Annotated in this window: 17 protein-coding genes; 11 read left to right on the forward strand and 6 right to left on the reverse strand. The window is 64.3% G+C overall.

The genetic code is table 11. The features are described 5' to 3' along the window. The first annotated feature begins 30 nt into the window (after positions 1-30). The 5 genes from BN60_RS01950 (at position 31) to BN60_RS28480 (ending at position 6,376) form a co-directional block, all read left to right on the forward strand. Positions 31-1,014 (forward strand): helix-turn-helix domain-containing protein, encoded by a 984-nt coding sequence (locus tag BN60_RS01950; RefSeq protein WP_020694293.1) that lies wholly within the window; start codon positions 31-33, stop codon positions 1,012-1,014. 268 nt (positions 1,015-1,282) lie between these two features. Continuing rightward, the gene (locus BN60_RS01955; RefSeq protein WP_020694294.1) at positions 1,283-2,935 is read left to right on the forward strand and encodes an amidohydrolase; all 1,653 of its coding nucleotides are present in this window, start codon (positions 1,283-1,285) and stop codon (positions 2,933-2,935) included. Positions 2,936-2,941: 6 nt separating this feature from the next. Then, on the forward strand, positions 2,942-3,925 hold the full coding sequence (locus tag BN60_RS01960; RefSeq protein WP_020694295.1) for a CobW family GTP-binding protein: 984 nt from the start codon (positions 2,942-2,944) through the stop codon (positions 3,923-3,925). Beyond that, the gene (locus BN60_RS01965) at positions 3,922-5,481 is read left to right on the forward strand and encodes an MFS transporter (protein ID WP_020694296.1); all 1,560 of its coding nucleotides are present in this window, start codon (positions 3,922-3,924) and stop codon (positions 5,479-5,481) included. The genes BN60_RS01960 and BN60_RS01965 overlap by 4 nt, the downstream gene beginning before the upstream one ends. Before the next feature lie 7 nt (positions 5,482-5,488). Continuing rightward, the gene (locus BN60_RS28480; protein ID WP_148283308.1) at positions 5,489-6,376 is read left to right on the forward strand and encodes a hypothetical protein; all 888 of its coding nucleotides are present in this window, start codon (positions 5,489-5,491) and stop codon (positions 6,374-6,376) included. A gap of 18 nt (positions 6,377-6,394) precedes the next feature. Here the strand turns inward: BN60_RS28480 and BN60_RS01975 are convergent, their stop codons facing one another. From BN60_RS01975 to BN60_RS01985, 3 genes are all read right to left on the reverse strand, one after another. Further along, on the reverse strand, positions 6,395-7,582 hold the full coding sequence (locus BN60_RS01975) for a pyridoxal-phosphate-dependent aminotransferase family protein (protein WP_020694298.1): 1,188 nt from the start codon (positions 7,580-7,582) through the stop codon (positions 6,395-6,397). 185 nt (positions 7,583-7,767) lie between these two features. Then, complete coding sequence (locus tag BN60_RS01980) at positions 7,768-8,421, reverse strand: ChrR family anti-sigma-E factor (protein WP_020694299.1); 654 nt, start codon at positions 8,419-8,421, stop codon at positions 7,768-7,770. Continuing rightward, positions 8,418-8,999, reverse strand: a complete 582-nt coding sequence (locus tag BN60_RS01985; protein ID WP_043284544.1) for a sigma-70 family RNA polymerase sigma factor — start codon at positions 8,997-8,999, stop codon at positions 8,418-8,420. The genes BN60_RS01980 and BN60_RS01985 overlap by 4 nt, the downstream gene beginning before the upstream one ends. Before the next feature lie 208 nt (positions 9,000-9,207). Here BN60_RS01985 and BN60_RS01990 point away from each other — a divergent pair, with 208 nt between their 5' ends. From BN60_RS01990 to BN60_RS02000, 3 genes are all read left to right on the forward strand, one after another. Continuing rightward, on the forward strand, positions 9,208-10,557 hold the full coding sequence (locus BN60_RS01990; RefSeq protein WP_020694301.1) for an NAD(P)/FAD-dependent oxidoreductase: 1,350 nt from the start codon (positions 9,208-9,210) through the stop codon (positions 10,555-10,557). Next, positions 10,557-11,369, forward strand: coding sequence for a DUF1365 domain-containing protein (locus tag BN60_RS01995; protein WP_020694302.1), 813 nt, complete (start codon positions 10,557-10,559; stop codon positions 11,367-11,369). The genes BN60_RS01990 and BN60_RS01995 overlap by 1 nt, the downstream gene beginning before the upstream one ends. Before the next feature lie 158 nt (positions 11,370-11,527). Further along, on the forward strand, positions 11,528-12,085 hold the full coding sequence (locus BN60_RS02000; RefSeq protein WP_020694303.1) for a fasciclin domain-containing protein: 558 nt from the start codon (positions 11,528-11,530) through the stop codon (positions 12,083-12,085). A gap of 93 nt (positions 12,086-12,178) precedes the next feature. On the opposite strand, the gene BN60_RS02005 is transcribed toward BN60_RS02000, so the two are convergent. Beyond that, positions 12,179-13,954, reverse strand: a complete 1,776-nt coding sequence (locus BN60_RS02005) for a PAS domain S-box protein (protein WP_202949771.1) — start codon at positions 13,952-13,954, stop codon at positions 12,179-12,181. Between the two features lie 404 nt (positions 13,955-14,358). Between BN60_RS02005 and BN60_RS29405 the strand changes: the two genes are divergently transcribed. Then, positions 14,359-14,514 carry a DUF3309 family protein gene (locus tag BN60_RS29405; RefSeq protein ID WP_083856338.1) on the forward strand — a complete coding sequence of 52 codons (156 nt, stop codon included), beginning with the start codon at positions 14,359-14,361 and terminating at the stop codon, positions 14,512-14,514. Between the two features lie 100 nt (positions 14,515-14,614). Here BN60_RS29405 and BN60_RS02015 read toward each other — a convergent pair whose 3' ends face one another. Further along, positions 14,615-14,950, reverse strand: a complete 336-nt coding sequence (locus tag BN60_RS02015; protein ID WP_020694306.1) for a GIY-YIG nuclease family protein — start codon at positions 14,948-14,950, stop codon at positions 14,615-14,617. 63 nt (positions 14,951-15,013) lie between these two features. Here BN60_RS02015 and BN60_RS02020 point away from each other — a divergent pair, with 63 nt between their 5' ends. After that, positions 15,014-15,637, forward strand: a complete 624-nt coding sequence (locus tag BN60_RS02020) for a DUF2239 family protein (protein WP_043283555.1) — start codon at positions 15,014-15,016, stop codon at positions 15,635-15,637. Here the strand turns inward: BN60_RS02020 and BN60_RS02025 are convergent. Beyond that, entirely contained in the window at positions 15,613-16,374 is a 762-nt protein-coding gene (locus BN60_RS02025; protein WP_020694308.1) for a pyridoxamine 5'-phosphate oxidase family protein, read from the reverse strand. The two genes, BN60_RS02020 and BN60_RS02025, sit on opposite strands and share 25 nt — an antisense overlap. 96 nt (positions 16,375-16,470) lie before the next feature. Here BN60_RS02025 and pdxR point away from each other — a divergent pair, with 96 nt between their 5' ends. Further along, a complete protein-coding gene (gene pdxR / locus BN60_RS02030; RefSeq protein WP_043283557.1) occupies positions 16,471-17,979 on the forward strand; it encodes a MocR-like pyridoxine biosynthesis transcription factor PdxR in 1,509 nt (502 codons plus the stop codon). The last annotated feature ends 26 nt before the right edge of the window (positions 17,980-18,005 follow it).

Here is an 18,005-nt window from a genome sequence, read left to right on the forward strand (position 1 = left end):
GTGCGCGGCGTGAGAGAATGACGGGTAACCATGCACTTCTACCGTCGTACTGTTACCGATAGTTCGGAAGAACTGGCGCGAGCCATTCCCGGCGCGAATTTCCACTGCGTTGCGGACGCCGGCCCCTCGTTCGGCGGACGGTACTGGCACCTCCATCTGGACGGCGTCGTGCTCAGCCGCCTGGAAGTCGACCAGGCAAGCGTCTTGACGGTGGACGAAAGAATACCGGATTTCAGCGTCTGGCATGTCATGAGCCCGCGCTGCTCGGCGAACGGTCGGGATGTCGGCGGTCGGGATGTCGTCATGGTGCGACCCGGCGAGGGCGGAACGATGCGCAGCGCCGACGACGCGCAAGTCGCGACGTTCGGCCTGGAAACTTCCCTGTTCGCCGAGGCGCCGGATTGGGAGCTGCCGTTCGGCCCGTCCAATGCCCGGCGAGCAGGCCGCTGGCACGTAGCCTCGGTCGCGGCGCGGCGGCGGTTCAATGCGCTCAACCGGACAATGTTGGCGGAGCTGGACACCCAACCTCAGCTCCTGAAAGTGTCGGCGACTCGTACGACGCTGCGCAACGTTCTGCTCGAGGCGATCATGGCGCTAGGCGAATCGGGCACATTCCGGCCTGACCGGGCAGCAGTCGGCCGGCACACCAAGATCATGGCGCTCTTTGAACGCACGATCGAGGAAGTGGGCGACACGCCGATCGACATGATGGAACTCTGCCGCAGGAGCGGGACGTCGCGGCGCTCGCTCGAAGCGGTGGTCCAGCTTCGGACCGGCCGATCACCCCAGGACTATCTGCGCTGGCGCCGCCTGTGGCGGGCTCGGGGAATGCTTCGTCGACCGGCAGAAGGCACCACCGTAACGGATGTCGCTTTCAAGTTGGGCTTCTGGCACCTCAGCCGCTTCGCCGCCGTCTATGCGTCGGCCTTCGGCGAGCGTCCCAGTACGACCCTGGCCCGAGCTTCCGGATCGGCGCGCCACAGGAACGCCAGAGGGCTCGCGCGGAACGACTGACGCGTTAGAGGGGCGCTGCCGAACCGCGGAGCCGACGAGTCTTTTTTGCGCAAAATGGATAGCGGTTGGCCATGGCAACCTGCTGTCATTGGATCAATGGGTGGACTTGCAGTCAGGTCCGGTGGCGTCGTCGCAGTCGCGCTGCTGACATGGAGCGGGCTGTCTCAACGCGCACGCGGCGTTGGGCATCCGCGGGTTTGTCCCGATTTCGACCTTCGAGCCGCAATGACACGATCCCGCCGGATTCCTTCAGTGGAGAGAGACGACCATGCCAGGACCGATCACCATCTTCAGCGCCAGGAAGATCATCACCATGGATCCGGCGGTGGAGGAGGCCACGCACGTCGCGGTACGGGATGGCATCATCCTCGAACTCGGCACGCTGGAAGAGTGCGCCGTCTGGGGACCCTACACGCTGGACGATCGCTTCGGCGACAGCGTCCTCGTCCCCGGCCTGATCGAGAGCCATGCGCATTTGCTCGACGGTCTTCTCTGGGCCAAGGCCGAGTATGTCGGTCCGATCGACCGCTGCGATCCGTCGGGTAAACAGCACAAGGCCCTCAAGAGCGTTTCTGCTCTCGTAAGGCGGCTGAAGGAGATCGAGGCCACGATCGCCGCTCCTGGGACGCCGCTCATCGGCTGGGGTGTCGACCCCTCGCTGAACGATCTCGTCGATCCGATCACGCGCCATGATCTCGATCAGGTGTCGAAGAGCCGCCCGATCTTCCTGCTCCACGCGAGTTGCCACCTCGCCTATGTGAATTCCGCGACTCTCGAACTCGCGAACTATGCTGCCATCAAGGCCCCCGGCGTCCTGCGCGATGCCTCGGGGGCTCCGACCGGCGAGTTGCAGGAAATGGCCGCGATGATGGCCGCGATCAAGGCGGTGGCCTCCGACCTGGTCGGCGCCTCGACCGATACAGAGCAGTTCTTCAACTTCGCCAAAGTCGCCCAGGCACGCGGGGCGACGACCATCGTCGATGGCGGCGGCAGCACCTACTTCGAGCCTGCATTCCTACAGGCAGCGCTTGCTGCAACCGGCTCGCCGGATTTTCCGGTGCGCATCGTCGCGCACAACAACGGCATCACCGTGCCCAAAGTCGAGGACATGATCGCTGCCGCGACGTCTCTGAAGGATAAGGGCAACGACAAGCTCGCCTTTCAGGGGATCAAGATCCTGGTGGACGGCTCGAATCAGGGCTTCACCGGCCGGCTGCGGGCGCCGGGCTATCTTCGCACCGGAGCCAACGGCCTGTGGAACCGCGCGCCGGAGGAGCTGACCCGGATCGTGTCGGCCATGCACGCCGCCGGTATGCAGATCGTCGCGCACTGCAACGCCGATCAGGCCTCCGAAGCCTTCATCGAGGCGGTGGCGGCGGCGCAGGCGGAGAAGCCGCGCGCCGACCACCGGCATTTCATTGTCCACGGCCAGTTGCTGGACGAGTCGCAGCTGCGGCGGATGGCGGCGCTGGGCATCTCGGCCACGCTGTTCTCCAATCACATGTACTATTGGGGCGACTTCCATCGCGCCCACACGTTCGGCGCTTTCCGCGCCGCGGCCATGAATCCGGCGGCAACGGCGCTCCGCCTCGGGCTCGTCGTCTCCGCACACAGCGACACGCCGGTGTCGCCGGTCGATCCGCTGCTGACGATGTGGGCCGCCGTGAACCGCGTCACGACGACAGGCCGGGTGCAGGGGGCCAGAGAGCGGGTCTCCGCCTACGAAGGTCTGCGGATGATGACATACAACGCCGCCTGGCTGCTCCATCGGGATCACGAGATCGGCAGCCTCCGCGTCGGTAAGCGGGCCGATTTCACGGTTCTGGGGGACGATCCTCTGGGCGTCGAGCCGATGGCCATCAAGGATGTTCCGGTGCTTGCGACCATCCTGGGCGGGCGCGTCTTTCCGGTTGCGGGCTGACAGCCCGTGAACATTCCCGTCACCGTGATCGGCGGCTATCTGGGCGCAGGGAAGACGACCTTGCTCAACCGCCTGCTGGCGGACCCGCAGGGCGTAAAGCTCGCCGTCGTCGTCAATGACTTCGGCAGCGTGAATATCGACGCAGATTTGATCGCGAACCGGGAGGGCGAGACCATCAGCCTGACCAACGGCTGCGTCTGCTGCTCGATCGGTGACAATCTCGCGCTCGCACTGCATGACCTGGCCGAACGGCCGGATGGTCCCCAGCACATCGTGATCGAGGCAAGTGGCGTCGCCGATCCGGTCAGAATTGCCGACTATGCCGCGAGCCATCCCCGCCTGTTCCTCGACGGCATCGTGGTGGTGGCCGACGCGGAAACGGTACGCGAGCGTGTGCAGGACAAATATGTCGGCGACCTTGTGCGGGACCAACTCGCGGCGGCCGACGTGATCGTGCTCAGCAAGACGGATCTGGTCGATGCCGACGCCTGCCGACAGGTCCGCGCATGGCTTGCCGCGGAGGTTCCCGGCGCTCGCGTGGTAGCGGCCCCCGGGGCAGGCGAGGTCGCCGACCTCGTGCTCTCCGGCGCTGCTGGTTGCGAGGCCATGTCCCGCCCGCGGGCCGACGACGAGCACGCCCGGCAGTTCGCGACATGGAGCTTCGTCCGCCGGCAGACGCTCGATGGGGGCGCCTTGCGTGCAGCGATCGCGGCGCTTCCGCCTGCGGTGGTGCGTGCCAAGGGGGTCGTGCGGCTTTCCGAGGCGCCCGAACGCCGGTTCGTGCTGCAACTTGTCGGACGCCGCTGGTCCCTGGAGCCGGAAGCCGGCGAAGTCCGGGACGACTGGGCGTCCGACCCGAGCGTGATCGTCTGCATTGGCCTGGCAGACCAATTGGAGCCCGAAGGCCTCGAAGCACTCTTCGCTGCGACGCCGACGGGGCATGTGCCGCAGGCTGCGAGGGCCTTGCTTCGGAGAGAAGGCAGGTCATGAGCGATACGGCGCAGGTATCGGCACAAGAGGGGACACGGGCGGTCGGCAGGTCGGCCCTGCTGGCGCTGGTCGGCGCGTCGCTGCCCATGAATCTCGATCCCGCGATCCATAACATAGCTGTCGTCGCCGCCGGCAATACCTTGCACATGACTGGTGCGGAACGGTCGCTGGCGGCAAGCATCGGGACGCTCTGTATCGCTGCCAGCATCATGGCGACAGGAAGCCTCGGCGATCGCATCGGCCGCAAGAGGGTGATGCTGTTCGGGCTGCTGGTGACGTTGGCCGGAGGGTTGATAACCGCACTGGCGTCGAACGCCACCCTGTTCGTGCTGGGACGCGCCCTTTCAGGTGTTGGATTTGCAGCTTCGTTCGGACTGTCGTTCGCGTTGCTGCGCGCCGTGGCTCCGGAGCCTGAAGTGCTGGCGCGGGCAGTCGCCAAATGGCTCGCCTTGCAGACGCTCGGCATCGTGGTCCTTTGCGTACTGGGCGGCTATCTCGCCGGCGTGAGCTGGCGAGCCGCCTACCTGCTAGGGCCCCTGGTCGGCGTGGTGGCGCTGGTCTGGTGCCTGAAGGTGGTGCCTGAAGCGAAAGATCCGGCGGCCGGGCGTCTCGACGTGCTGGGGCTGGTCCTGGTCGCGATCGGACTGGTCAGCGCACTCTACGCCGTCAGCAATGCGGCTTCGGCCGGTTGGGGCAGCGCCAAGGTGCTGGTCCCGATGACGGTGGGGCTCCTCGGCCTGGCGGGCTTTGCCTGGTGGGAGTGGCGTTGCGAGCGCCCGGCCTTTCCCATCCGCTCCTTCGCCGATCCGGAACTGTTGGCCGGCGCCGTGTCGGGTATCGGATTCAACATCGGAAACGCCGTCGTCGCCATCCAGCTCTCGCTGCTGTGGCAGTACGTCTATCGCTACACGCCGTTTGAGGTGAGCCTGGGGCAGCTTCCCTTCATCGCGGCCTGTATCGTCGCCGCGAGTTGGGCCGGCAGCCTCGTGGCGCGCGGCGTTGCCATGCGGCTGATGATCCCGGGAGGCCTGGTCGCCATGGCGGCGGCGCTGGCGGCGATGGCGTTCGCGGGCGAGAAGACGCCCTACCTCGTCTTCGTGGTTCCGCTGGTGGTGGCAGGCATCGGGATGATGCTGACGCAGGCCCCGGCCGCCAACGTCTTCGTCGCCAAGCCTCCGCCGGCGCTCGTCGGCGCCATCGGCTCCTCGCGCACGGCGTTCGGGCAGTTCGGCTTCGCACTGGGGCTGGCGCTGAGTTCGTCGCTGATCTACGGTATGTTCTCGCCCCTGCTGCGGCAGCGGTTGGACCACGCCGGTGCAACGCCTGGCGAACAGGCGCAGGCCATCGGGATTCTCCAATCCTATGTGCAGACCGGCCATACGGACAGGTTCGATGCCAAGCTGGTGCACGAGGTCATTGCCAACGGCACGACCGCCTATCTCGGCAGCTATCGCATCACGATGCTGGCCATGGCCGGCTTGATTACATTGATCGCCGTGCTGTCCTACTGGATCCTCGCCAGGAAGAGACGAGCGGTTGCAACCGACGCGGAGTGAAACGCGAATGACCAGGGATGGGAAATGCCGAGGCGTCGCTGTCGCTGCGACCGCCATCGTCCTTATGGCAAGCGCCCTGCAGCCCGCCGCCGCTGAGGAGGTCGCACCAGGTGACGGTTGGCGGTTCAATGCCGCCACCTATGCCTGGTTCACCAGCGTAAGTGGGAGCACGACCACACGGGGCCAGATAATCGACGTCAATGCCGGCTTCTTCGACATCTTGAACAACAGCAGCTCGATTGCAGCATTCAATGCCTACTTCGAGGCAAACAAGGGGCCGGTGGGTTTCTATGCCGACTTGGTCTGGTCCAATCTCGGCTTCTCGAAATCGGCCGCGCGCTACCGCAATCCCTTGCCGGGCCTCAACGTCAATGGCGTCGTGAATGCCCAGCTCAACTACACAATGACCATCGTCGAGATGGGCGGCATCTACGAGGTCTCGCGCTGGTCGCACAGCCCGGGCTCCTTCACCGCAGCCGACGCTCTGTTGGGCTTTCGCTACTGGAACAATTCCGTCTCGGCGAACCTCGATGCGATGATAACGGCCAATCTCTACAATCTGGGCTTCGAACAATCGCAGGGTATCGCTGTCGCCAAGACAGGCAACCTCCAATGGGTCGACCCGGTGGTCGGGTTTCGGGTGCGTCACCAGTTCACCCCCAGCCAGACAGCATTCGTGCGCGGCGATATCGGGGGCTTCGGCCTCGGTAGCCAGTTTTCGTGGCAGGCGGTCGCGGCCTACTCATATGCCTGGCAGTTCGATGGCTACCAACTCGCCGCCACGCTGGGCTATCGTGCCCTCGCAGCCAATTACACGACCGGGTCCGGCCTCGATACGAGGGGGATCGATCTGCTGCTGCACGGCCCGCTGATCGGATTCAGCATCAGGTTCTGAACACCAGGTCGAAGGCGGCTATGCCTTCACCTGTTCGCCCAGCCAGTCGATTGCCGCCTGTGCGCCGCCCTTGCCGTGCGGGATGCCGAGCGCGTTGAGGCCGACTTCGATCACGCTCAGGGTGCCCAGCGTCATGGGCGCGTTGACATGGCCCATATGGGCGATCCGGATGGCCCTGCCCGAGAGGTCGCCGATGCCGTGGCCGAGGATCACGCCGCACTTCTGGTTGCAATAGGCGCGCAGGGCCTCCGGATCGTGGCCGCCGTTCAGCAGCACCGCCGTGATCGCGTCGCTGCGTTCGGACGGCTCGATGATGTTGAAGCCGATGGCCTGACCTTCCGCCCAGACGCCGACGGCGCGGCGCACCGCTTCCGCCAGCAGCCTGTGGCGACGGAATACGTTGTCGAGGCCCTCCTCGAACAGCATGTCGAGAGCCTGACGCAGGCCGAACAACAGATGCTCGGGCGGCGTGCCGGCGTATTTCTGATAGTGGAGATCGCCCTCGCGCTCGGTCCAGTCCCAATAGGGAGTGCGCAGGCCGGCGGTCTTGTGCACGTCGCGCGCGCGGTCATTGGCGACGACGAAGCCCAGTCCTGGCGGCGTCATCATGCCCTTTTGCGAGCCCGACATCGCCACGTCCACGCCCCAACGGTCCATCTCGAACGGCATGCAGCCCAGCGAGGCGACCGCATCGACCATCAGCAGGGCGTCATGTCCGGCGGCGCGCATCGCCTGGCCGATGGCCGCGATGTCGTTCACCACGCCGGAGGCGGTGTCGACCTGGGCGACCAGCACGGCTTTGATGGTGCCGCCCTTGTCTGCCTTCAGGCGTGCCTCCACCTCGGCAGGTCGTACGGCACGGCGCATGTCGCCCTTCAGCACTTCGACGTCGACACCCATGCGGCGGGCATTGTCTCCCCAGCCAATGGCAAATCGTCCGCTTTCGAGGACCAGGATCTTATCGCCCTTGGACAGCACGTTGGTGAGTGTGGCCTCCCAGGCGCCGTGTCCATTGGCGATGTAGATGTAGGCCCGGCCCTTGGTGTTGAAAACACGGGCGACATCGCGCAGCAGGCCGTCGGTCAGCGCCAGGAGCGGGCCGGAATAGATGTCCACGGCCGGGCGATGCATTGCCCGCAGGACTTCGTCGGGCACCGTCGTCGGCCCAGGGATTGCCAGGAACTCACGCCCCGCACGTACGCTCATCTCGTTTCCTCCGCGCGCCTTCGCGCCCTGATTGCTCGGGCGTGACGTCACGCCTGGGTTGCGGAGACTAGCACAAGAAGAAATCCGGCAGGTCTGCGCCTGCTGCATATGTTCGCGCGGTGGATGCGGGACGCGTGGGATAGCCCGTCAATGCCCGTGCAGGTAAGTGCGGCCGTCGTTCCGCTTCAGAAGCCTACGATTGGCCATAGCAGCCGTCCCAGAGCACTGTGCAGGCGCGTATCGCCTTCCAGGGCGACAAGGCAAATGCACTCGGAGTCGGAGCTGACGACGGGTTGATGATCGACGTCGGTGTCGGCTTCATCCAGATCGCCCGGATAATATCGACCACGTTCGTCAAAAAGGGAGCCGGACAGAACCTGAAGGAACTCCGTGCCGTCATGTCCATGAGCCGGGAGCTTCAGGCCGGCCCGCCCCTTGAGCAGCAGGACCTTGGCGTCGGAATTTCCAGGGAGAGAGACTTTGCTCCACCTGAAGCCCGGTCCGAGCCAGCGCCAGGGGCCGACGTCGCAGTGATGCAACGAAGAGGGAAGTTCCAACCCGACAGGGTGGCGCTGCCGAACGACGATTGTTTCTGGTCGAGGCGACAATGACGGAAGGTCGAGCCGTTCGAGGGCACGCGCCAGCGCATCCACTCTCAAGGGTTCGAGGGGCATGCCTTCAAGGATCGCTCCGCCCAGCGACTCGAATTCGGAGACCCGCCTGCGGCAGGTTTCGCATCCTTCAAGATGCGCAGCGATCACCACGGCCGGGCCGGCGCCCAATGTTCCGGCTGCATGCCGCAGCAGCGTCTCGTCGCTCGGATGGTGATTGATCGTCATGTTTCGTCGCCCAGCAGAGCGCGCAAGCGGTTCAATGCCAGCCGGATCCGCGACTTGACCGTCCCCAGGGGAACGCCGAGTTCGCGCGCTATCTCGGAATGCGGCTTCTCTGCAAAGAACGAGAGATGGACAATTGCGGCCTGTTCCTTCGACAAACCTGCGAGCGCCGTTCGGACTTGCGCCTCGCGCTCGGCCACCAGGGCGACGTCTTCCCCCGAGTCCGGCGGTTCCGGCTCGTCGCTCGGGTCAGAATGATGGTCGACCGCATGGGTGCGCTCGCGCCGCAAGCGATCGATGCGCTGGTTTCGGGCGATCGCATAGATCCACGTCGACACGCCGGCACGACTCGGGTCGAAGTAGGATGCCTTGTGCCATATCGCCAGCATGGTCTCTTGGGTCACTTCCTCGGCCATGTTGGCGGAAAGGCCGGAACGCATGAGAAAGGCCTTCACACGCGGTGCAAAATAGCCGAACAGTGCGGCAAAGGCGCTTCGATCCTGCGCAGCCGCAACGGCATGCATCAGCTGGCACAGCTCGCCAGGGGTGGGGAGTGTCCCTTGCTGCTCGACAGGCTTCAAAGGCACAACCCTCGCGGTCCGGCCCGCGAAGAGGCGCCTCTTTCCTGGATGTAGGCCTGCGACATTCATTTGCCCTTGTACGCCCGGGTGATTCGATTGGATCACTGGCCAGGCGGTGATCCATGGCGTCTGCAACACCGTAGAACGATGGCGGCGCAATCCGCCAAGGGGAAACCCGTCACACCGAACCTACCGGCCCGAGGAGTTGATGGGGAAGGATAATATCTGCACCACCGGCAGCCAGACGCTGACGATTGCGGTCGTCGGCAGCGGCATTGCCGGTCTTTCTGCTGCCTGGCTGCTGTCGCGGCGTCACCGTGTGACACTGTTCGAGGCGGAAAATCGCCTGGGCGGGCACAGCCATACGGTCGAGGCTGCCGGCGTGGCCGTCGATACCGGATTCATCGTCTATAACGACGTCACCTATCCGAACCTCGCTGCCTTGTTCCGCCATCTCGACGTCGAGACCAAGCCATCCGACATGTCGTTCGCCGTCTCGCTCGACGATGGCAGGCTGGAATATTCCGGTACCGGCTTCTCGGGTCTGTTCGCCCAGGGCCGGAACGCCATGAGCCCCCGGTTCTGGCGAATGCTGTGGGATCTCATACGATTCTATCGCAAGGCGCCGCTCGATGCGGCGCAGCTCGGCGCCACCTCGCTCGGTGATTATCTCGACGCTGCCGGCTATGGCGCGGCATTCCGCAACGACCATCTGTTTCCGATGGCCGCCGCGATCTGGTCGACACCGGCCGCCGACATCGGGAACTATCCGGCAACCGCCTTCATACGGTTCTGCGAAACACATGGCCTTCTCAAGTTGTCCGGTCGCCCGACCTGGCGCACCGTCGACGGCGGCAGCCGCTCCTACGTGCGGTGCCTCGCCAGGGCCATTCCGGAAATTGTTTCCAATCATCCCATCAAGGCCATTTCGCGCCTGCCAGTGGGCGTGGAGATCGTCGGCGAAACCGGAGACCGCCGTCGCTTCGACCATGTCGTCATTGCAACACACGCCGATCAGGCGCTCGACATGATCGTGGACCCGAGCGCCGACGAAAGACGCCTGCTTGGCGCTTTTTCCTATGTCGGCAACGACGCCATCCTCCATTCGGATGCCAGCCTGATGCCTCGTCGTCGCAAGGTGTGGTCGAGCTGGAACTACATGTCGTGCAATGCCGGGGACAATCGCCAGCTCGCCGTCACCTACTGGATGAACAGACTGCAGGGCATCGCCGACGAAACGCCCCTGTTCGTCACGCTCAATCCTCACCGGCAGATCGAAAGTGCGCGCATCGTCGAGCGGCTGCACTACCGGCATCCCAGCTTCAATGCGACTGCCATGGCGGCGCAGGAGAAGCTGTGGGCTCTGCAGGGCGGGCGCAACACATGGTTCTGCGGCGCCTATTTCGGTGCCGGCTTCCACGAAGACGGCCTCCAGGCGGGGCTTGCCGTGGCCGAGGCTCTCGGTGGCGTGCGGCGGCCCTGGATCGTCCCTAACGAATCCGGCCGCATCCATGTCGACGGTCTTGTTGCAGCCCGGGCCGTACAAGAGGCGGCCTGATGGCGAGCTTTCGGTCGGCTCTCTACACAGGCGAGGTGGCTCACCACAGGCTGCGCCCGAAGCGGCATCGGCTTCGCTACAAGGTCTTCTATCTTCTGCTGGATCTCGACGAAATCGACACCGTGACGGACTCCCTGCGGCTGTTCTCGCGCAATCGGTTCAACCTTTTTGGCTTTCGCGACAGGGATCATGGCGACGGCACCGCCGCACCGTTGCGCGAACAGATAGAATGTCATCTGCGTCGGGCGAGCGTGGAAGCCGGCGGGCCGATCCGGCTTCTGACGATGCCGCGCGTGCTAGGATACGTCTTCAATCCGCTCAGCATCTATTTCTGCCATCGGGTGGACAATTCGCTCGCGGCGATCTTCTACGAGGTCAGCAATACGTTCGGAGAACGTCACAGCTATCTCATTCCCCTTGAAGCCGGCTCGACCGGGACCATTCATCAAGCAAGCCGTAAGACGCTCTATGTCTCGCCCTTCCTCGGTGTCGACATGAGCTATTCCTTTACCGTCGCGCCACCCGGCGAACAGCTGTCGGTGACGATTGCGGGGCGCGACGGCAAGGGGCCCCTGCTGGTCGCCAAACTTGCGGCAACACGCCAGGCATTGACCGACGCAGCGCTTGCCCGCGCCTTTGTCGTTTACCCGCTGCTGACGTTGAAGGTGATCGCGGGCATTCACTGGGAAGCTCTCTTGCTCTGGCTCAAGGGAGTTCGCCTGGAGCGCCGGCCGCCGGCGCCACGCGAAGCCGTCACGCTTGGTCATGAGAGATTGCCTTCCGCTACGAAGAGCGCTCACACAAGCGTGTAGCGAGAGAGCCGGACTTCGGCGCGCGGCTTGTGATCCGCGGCGGCGCGCAGGTCGTAAACAGTTTGCGAACGATGACAGTGAGGAGAATCCCGGAGCCTCCCGTCGCCGTGCCGCGTGACAGACCTGTGACGCGTTCGTTCCTATTTCAGGAGGTAAAGATGCCGAAGCATAACGCTTTCTCCGCCGCGGTAACGGCACTGGCCATTGTGGCGGCCGGTCCCGTGCTGGCGGCAAATCCAATGGTCGGCGGCGCGCCGATGCTCGAGACGAAGAACATCGTCGAGAATGCCGCGAACTCCAAGGACCACACCACCCTCGTGACGGCGGTGAAGGCAGCCGGCCTTGTCGACACCCTGTCCGGTGCCGGCCCCTTCACCGTGTTTGCGCCGACGAATGCCGCGTTCGCCAAGCTCCCGCCGGGGACTGTCGAAATGCTGGTCAAGCCGGAGAACAAGGCGAAGCTCACCAAGATTCTCACCTGCCACGTCGTTTCCGCGAACGCCATGTCCGGTGCGATTGCCAAGATGATCAAGGACGACAAGGGCACCCATCCGGTGAAGACGGTCGGTGGCTGTACGCTCCAGGCCAAGATGCAGGGCGAGAAGATTACGCTGACCGACGAGAACGGCACCGTCGCGACGGTTACGATTGCCGACGTCAAGCAATCCAACGGTGTCATTCACGTCGTCGACACGGTCCTCTTGCCGAAGACGTAGCGAGGCGCGCTTCTTCGGCCCATGGACCTGCGCTGGGCGCGGCCGGCGAAGAGCGCCGGCTGCGCCCTCTCGAAGGGCGTTGGGTCCAGGTCTCTACGAACGCTGCCTTGGTGCCGCCATGCATCGGTTCCGGTCGACCGACAGGTCGATGACCAGCCCTTCGGGTCGCCACTCTCGCGAGATTTTGCCGCCCAGCTGCACGATCGTCGCCTCCACGAGCGTGCTGCCGAATCCTCTGTCCTTGGCCGCAGTATCCGGCGAGGGGCCGCCCTTTTCCGTCCACTGGATGTGAAGCATGCCTTTCTGCTCACTGCAGGCGATGGCCACGGTGCCATCGGATGTCGACAGGCTTCCGTACTTCGCCGCGTTCGTCGCGAATTCGTTGAAGAGCAGCGCGAAGGAGGTGACGGAACCGCCAGCAAGCGGAAGGTCGGTGCCTTGGATCGCAAAACGTGTTTGCCCAGCCTTGGTTTGCACGTCGTATGGCGACAGGATCGTCCGAAGCAGGGTATGGAGCGTTGTCGTTCGCTCGCTGATGATGTCGTCGGCCGTGGGATCCGGCAAGGTGAGAGAATGAGCGCGCGCGAGTGCCGCGAGGCGTTCGTTCACCGTCGACGCAAGCTCAGGCGCCGATTGAGTAGAGCGCGCGCTCAGGGACACGACGCCACCCGCCAGGGCAAACATGTTCTTTACCCGATGGGCCATTTCCCGCAGCAGAAGCCGCTGCCGTTCCTGCGCAAGCCGCCGGTCGGTAATGTCGCGGGCGACCTTCGATGCGCCGACGACAATGCCGTTTTCGTCCTTCACCGGCGATACAGTGAGCGAGATATCGATGAGGCTTCCGTCCCTGCGCCGGCGAATCGTTTCGTAATGGTCGATGCGTTCGCCGGCGCGGAGACGCGCGAGGATACCCGGCTCTTCGTTGTAACGATCGGGCGGCATCAGCATGGTAACGTGGTGCCCGATGGCTTCGATGCTGGTGTAGCCAAACAGCCGCTCGGCACCCGGGTTCCAGCTTGTGATGATGCCGTCGAGGTCCTTCGTGATGATGGCATCGTCGGAGGAATTGACGATCTCCGCGAGGAGTCGCAGCGATTGTCTCTGATCGCTGATGTCGACCAGAACGTTTATCGCGCCAACGAACTGGCCGGATTGGTCGTTCAAGGGCGTGGGATATGCGATGAAGGGAACGCGGCTGCCGTCGGGTCGTTCGGCGATGGCCTCGCCGTTGTGACCCCCCCGCCGCTCCTTGAGGGTCAGCGCCACGGGGCATTCATCGTGGGGCAGCGGTTTGCCATCGGGCCGATAGAGCTTCCACGCTCCGCAAAAGACGCTCTTTCCCAGCTCCGGACGATAGCCCCAGAGATTTGCCGCGGCCTGGTTATAGAAGGTGATCACGCCCGCGGTATCGGTCGTGTAGACCGCCAGGGGAAGGGCTTCGAGCAGGTTCCGCGCCTGCTGCGCGGTGCCGCTTGTGGCTGCCGCGGCGGAGGCATGACGCTGTGTAATGTCGTGCAGGCAGCCGACCGCTCCGACGAAGCGGCCGGTCGAGTCCCTCAGCGGGTCGACGTTCATCTCGACGACGAGTCGCGTGCCGGTTGGTTGTTCTACGGCGACCTGGCGATTTCGTACGGCAATGCCGCTCGCGAGGACTTCGGCCATCGCACAATTGCCAAGGGCAATCGGACTGCCGTCGAGGCCATACAGGCGACGGAAACCGCAGAGGCGGTCACCGGCATCGTCGAGAGCCGGTTCTCGTCCCCAAAGGGCTGCAGCGCGGCGATTATAGCGGACGATCTTTCCGTCGATGTCACATACATAGGCAGCGGTCGGAAGCAGGTCGAACAAACTTGAAGGAAGATCGAACACATGCTCCTCGAAGGAATGCTGTAGCACTGCGGTGCGCCGAGATTGACCGAGAGCTCGCATCCTGCCTCCCGAGACCCCGCTATTTGCAAACCCCGCCCACGCCCGTTCGTGACCGAGAGTCCGCGCTTTGTCCAGCTTGGGGTACCGTAACGGTAACGTCCGTGACGGCTTCGCGTTGCGGCGCGCGCGATGGCTCCTCGTGCGGCATCCGTCATCGGCAACGGGAGCGTCAGCTTCCGTACGGTCGCGGGGAAGGCCCGTCAGTTTGACCCGGAACGATCCGTTATCGGTGCCGTTTGTGAGGAGCCGATCGGCTCGTGGTCGGCGCCGGGCGTGCCATCTGCATTGTCATCGGTATGGTCCCGGCTTCCTGGAAGGCCAATCAAAGCCTGGAGGCGACGGTCATGTTGGGAACTATCCTGCTGGTTATCCTGATCCTGATCTTGATCGGTGCGCTGCCAACTTGGCCGTACAGCAGTGGCTGGGGGTACTATCCCAGCGGCGGCATCGGGCTGGTGCTCATCATCATTCTGATCTTGCTGCTAATGGGGAGAATATAGCCGCCGGCGCTCCCCGATCTCTGAACGCCATTCATCTGAACGCCATTCAATTGTGCGTGGTGTCCGCGCGGCGCAGACGCGGCCACCGCCGGATCGGGCTTTAGAGTGGCGTGGCCTCAAGCTTCAACCGCCAGTGCTCCAGACGCCTCTTCAGGAGATCGTCTTTGAAATAGGGAGCCTCCTCGTCGTCGATCTGCTCGACGATTTCGAAGGTGAAGTTGTCTGCACCATGTTCGTGCCACGCCTTCTGAAGGTCGGCGTGCGGACTGCTTCCCAGTCGGAGCGCGAACCAGATGCGGTTTTGGACGGTATCCAGGGTCGGGCTTTGCCCGATCCAGGCTTCGCCCGAAGTTGCGCAGCGGACCATGTAGATCCCAGCCACGGCTTTGCGCTCCTTGTAGGCCGCGATCGCCAGCTTCTTGTCGAGGGGCTTCATGTGGGCTTAATATTACACGGGTAATATTGGCGCAAGATATTTTACCTTGGTATAAATATCCAAATGGATAACCCCCTTTCCTTACCGGCGACGGCCTTCGAAGGCGGTCGGATGTTGCTGTCCGGCCCATTGATCGACGTCGTTCTGGCTGTGAAGGCTTCGGCAGAGCGCGGCGTATCGGAGCCCATCCTCGTCTTCGACGACGCTACCGGCCGCGCCCTCGACTTCGACCTTCGCGGCACAAAGGCCGATATCGCTGCACGTCTGTCGTCGTCCTCGGCCGGGTCCGGACTTCAGGATTCTGCATCGCCGTTCGAAGGGCCGAGCCCCGGGCGTCGCGGACGGGGGCGGCCGAAGCTGGGCGTGGTCGGCCGCGAGGTGACGTTGTTGCCGCGCCACTGGGAGTGGCTCGCCGCGCAGCCCGGCGGCGCCTCGGTGGCGCTGCGCAAGCTGGTGGACGAAGCGCGGAAAGCCGGCGGCCCGGCAGAGGCGCGGCGCGCCGCTCAGGAGGCTGCCTATCGTTTCATGTCGGCAATGGCCGGAAATCTGCCGGGCTTCGAAGAGGCGATACGCGCCTTGTTCGCCAACGACCGCGCCCGGTTCGAGCAGCAGATATCGAGCTGGCCGGAAGACATTCGTGCCTATGCCTTCCGGCTTGCCTATCAATCTCCGAACGTCCGGCGATAGGTCTTGGTCATGATCTCGTCGAGTCGGTCGCCGGGCGTGAAGTCGGCCATCTCGTCGGGCCGCGTGAGGCCGGGGAGCTGGCGCGGGCAGTCGGATGGCGCACCGAGGACCTGCGTGATCGGATAGAGCGCCGACCAGGCGGGCACGGCCTCGTAATCCTCCTCGTCGTCGGCGACATGCTTGTCGCGAATCTTGCCCGAAGCCGTCTCGATCTCCATGCCCATCATCGTCGTGGCCTTCATCTCCTGCTTGTTGGGCTGACGGATGAGCTCCGAGCGGCCGGGATAGATGCGGTCGATGAAGCGATCCATCAGCTTCAGCTTGTGGTCGACGTCGTCGATGACATGCGCCTTTCCGAAGGCCATGACGGCGCGATAGTTCACCGAGTGATGGAAGCCGGAGCGCGCCATCACCAGCGCATCGAGATGTGTGACGGTAAGGCAGACATCGATGCCTTCCTTCTGGGTGCGGATCATCCGGCTGGCCGAAGAGCCATGCCAGTAGAGATGGTCGCCTTCGCGCCAGAAGCTGGTGGGCGTGCAGTAGGGGCGGCCGTCGATGACGTAGGCGATATGGCAGACAAGTGCCGCGTCGAGGATTTCGTAGATGGTCTTCCTGTCGTAGCGCCCGCGTTCGTGAAGACGCTTGACCTTGTTGACCTGCGAGACCGGAAAGCTCGACACGGCGCCGTCCGCCTCTGTCGCCACTTTCGCTTCCGCCATCGTCGCGCTCGTCATCGCCCGCACTCCTGCCTGGATCATTGTGGGGCGGACCATGCTTCCGATATGGTCTATAAGAAAGATCCAGTTTGGCGAAAGCAGGCTGTACCAGTTATGAGGCCGCGAGCCCGTAAAGCACCCCCGCTCGGCATTGCGCTCGACCCGACCGGGCCTGAACCGTTGCATCGGCAGATCGGCGAGCAGCTTCGGCGCGGCATCCTCGAACGGCGGCTGGCGCCGGGGACGAAGCTGCCGTCGTCGCGACTGATGGCAACGGAGCTGGATTGCGCCCGAGGCACGGTGCTGCTGGCAATCGATCAGCTCATTGCCGAAGGGTACCTCGTCACCCAGGCCGGGTCGGGGATCTCCGTCGCGGCCAATCTGCCGGACGAGATGCTCGTTTCGCCCAGTGTCGACGGCCAGCCGTCGGGTGCGGTGGCCGAAGCGCCGATCCTGTCGCGGCGCACGGTCGATCTGCTGGCGACCGGCCTGTCGCCGCAGGCGCCGTTCGGCGATCCGGCGATCGCCTTTCCGCTCGGGCAGCCGGACCGCGACGCCTTTCCCTACCGGCTCTGGGCCAAGCTGCTGGAGCAGGAATGGCGCAAGCCGGATTGGCAAGTGGCCGGCGCCCCGCATCCCTTCGGGCATCCTCGCCTGCGCGAGGCGATTGCGAGTTACCTGGGGGCGGCGCGAGGGTTCACGTGCGACGCGCGCGCGATCGTCGTGACTTCGGGGCTTCGTCAGAGCATTGCGACGCTGGCGCGCATGGTCCTGGACGCCGGCGACGAGGCCTGGGTCGAGGATCCCGGCTTTCGAGGCACGCGCGAGGGATTGGCGGCGGCCGATGTACGTGCCGTGCCGGTGCCAGTCGATGCCTCGGGTTTCTCGGTCGAGACAGCATTGGGGCTGGCACCGGATGCGCGCTTGGCCATCGTGGCGCCCTCGCATCAGTTTCCTCTCGGCACCGTACTCGGATTGCAGCGGCGGCTTGCTTTGCTGAGCTGGGCCGAACGTACGCGCAGCTGGATCGTCGAGGACGATTTCGACGGCGAGTATCGCTATTCCGGCCGTCCCCTTGCGCCGCTTCGCGCTTTGGATCGCAGCGGTCGCGTGGCCTATCTCGGCAGCTTCTCGAAGCTCCTGTTTCCCACGCTGCGGTTGAGCTTCCTGGCTTTGCCAGCCTCGCTCGTCGAGGCGGCCGAGAGGATAATGGTGGGTGTTTCGCCGCGCGCCTCGTTGCTGGGGCAGGGCGCGCTGGCCCGTTTCATCACTGAAGGGCATTTCGTGGCTCACCTGCGGCGCACGCGCCTCCTTTACGCCAGCCGTCAGCAGGCGCTAATTGCCTCCGCCGAGCGCCACCTTTCCGGCCTGCTCGAGATCATGCCGGATCCCGCCGGCATGCATGTGATCGCCAGACCTCATGCCGCCATCGCCGCGACATTCGACGACGTTGCGGTTGTTGACGCCGCTGCCGCCGCTTCGGTCAGCGTCGCGGCACTCTCGGCCTGTTATGCTGGCGTTCGGAAGGAAAAGGGGCTCATCTTGGGCTATGCGGGAACGCCCGAAGTTGAAATCGAGCGTGCAATCGTGCGATTGCAGACTGCCCTTCGCGGCCTCTACTAATAGTTGACGAAAACAAGGGGCAGGGC

Origin of the sequence: Reyranella massiliensis 521, from assembly GCF_000312425.1 — a bacterium.
Classification (GTDB): Bacteria; Pseudomonadota; Alphaproteobacteria; order Reyranellales; family Reyranellaceae; genus Reyranella; species Reyranella massiliensis.

Coding starts and splice junctions, on each gene's coding strand:
- BN60_RS01950 (WP_020694293.1), top strand. CDS start 31: ATGCACTTCTACCGTCGTACTGTTACCGATAGTTCGGAAGAACTGGCG.
- BN60_RS01955 (WP_020694294.1), top strand. CDS start 1,283: ATGCCAGGACCGATCACCATCTTCAGCGCCAGGAAGATCATCACCATG.
- BN60_RS01965 (WP_020694296.1), top strand. CDS start 3,922: ATGAGCGATACGGCGCAGGTATCGGCACAAGAGGGGACACGGGCGGTC.
- BN60_RS28480 (WP_148283308.1), top strand. CDS start 5,489: ATGACCAGGGATGGGAAATGCCGAGGCGTCGCTGTCGCTGCGACCGCC.
- BN60_RS01975 (WP_020694298.1), bottom strand. CDS start 7,582: ATGAGCGTACGTGCGGGGCGTGAGTTCCTGGCAATCCCTGGGCCGACG.
- BN60_RS01980 (WP_020694299.1), bottom strand. CDS start 8,421: ATGACGATCAATCACCATCCGAGCGACGAGACGCTGCTGCGGCATGCA.
- BN60_RS01990 (WP_020694301.1), top strand. CDS start 9,208: ATGGGGAAGGATAATATCTGCACCACCGGCAGCCAGACGCTGACGATT.
- BN60_RS01995 (WP_020694302.1), top strand. CDS start 10,557: ATGGCGAGCTTTCGGTCGGCTCTCTACACAGGCGAGGTGGCTCACCAC.
- BN60_RS02000 (WP_020694303.1), top strand. CDS start 11,528: ATGCCGAAGCATAACGCTTTCTCCGCCGCGGTAACGGCACTGGCCATT.
- BN60_RS29405 (WP_083856338.1), top strand. CDS start 14,359: ATGTTGGGAACTATCCTGCTGGTTATCCTGATCCTGATCTTGATCGGT.
- BN60_RS02015 (WP_020694306.1), bottom strand. CDS start 14,950: ATGAAGCCCCTCGACAAGAAGCTGGCGATCGCGGCCTACAAGGAGCGC.
- BN60_RS02020 (WP_043283555.1), top strand. CDS start 15,014: ATGGATAACCCCCTTTCCTTACCGGCGACGGCCTTCGAAGGCGGTCGG.
- BN60_RS02025 (WP_020694308.1), bottom strand. CDS start 16,374: ATGACGAGCGCGACGATGGCGGAAGCGAAAGTGGCGACAGAGGCGGAC.
- pdxR (WP_043283557.1), top strand. CDS start 16,471: ATGAGGCCGCGAGCCCGTAAAGCACCCCCGCTCGGCATTGCGCTCGAC.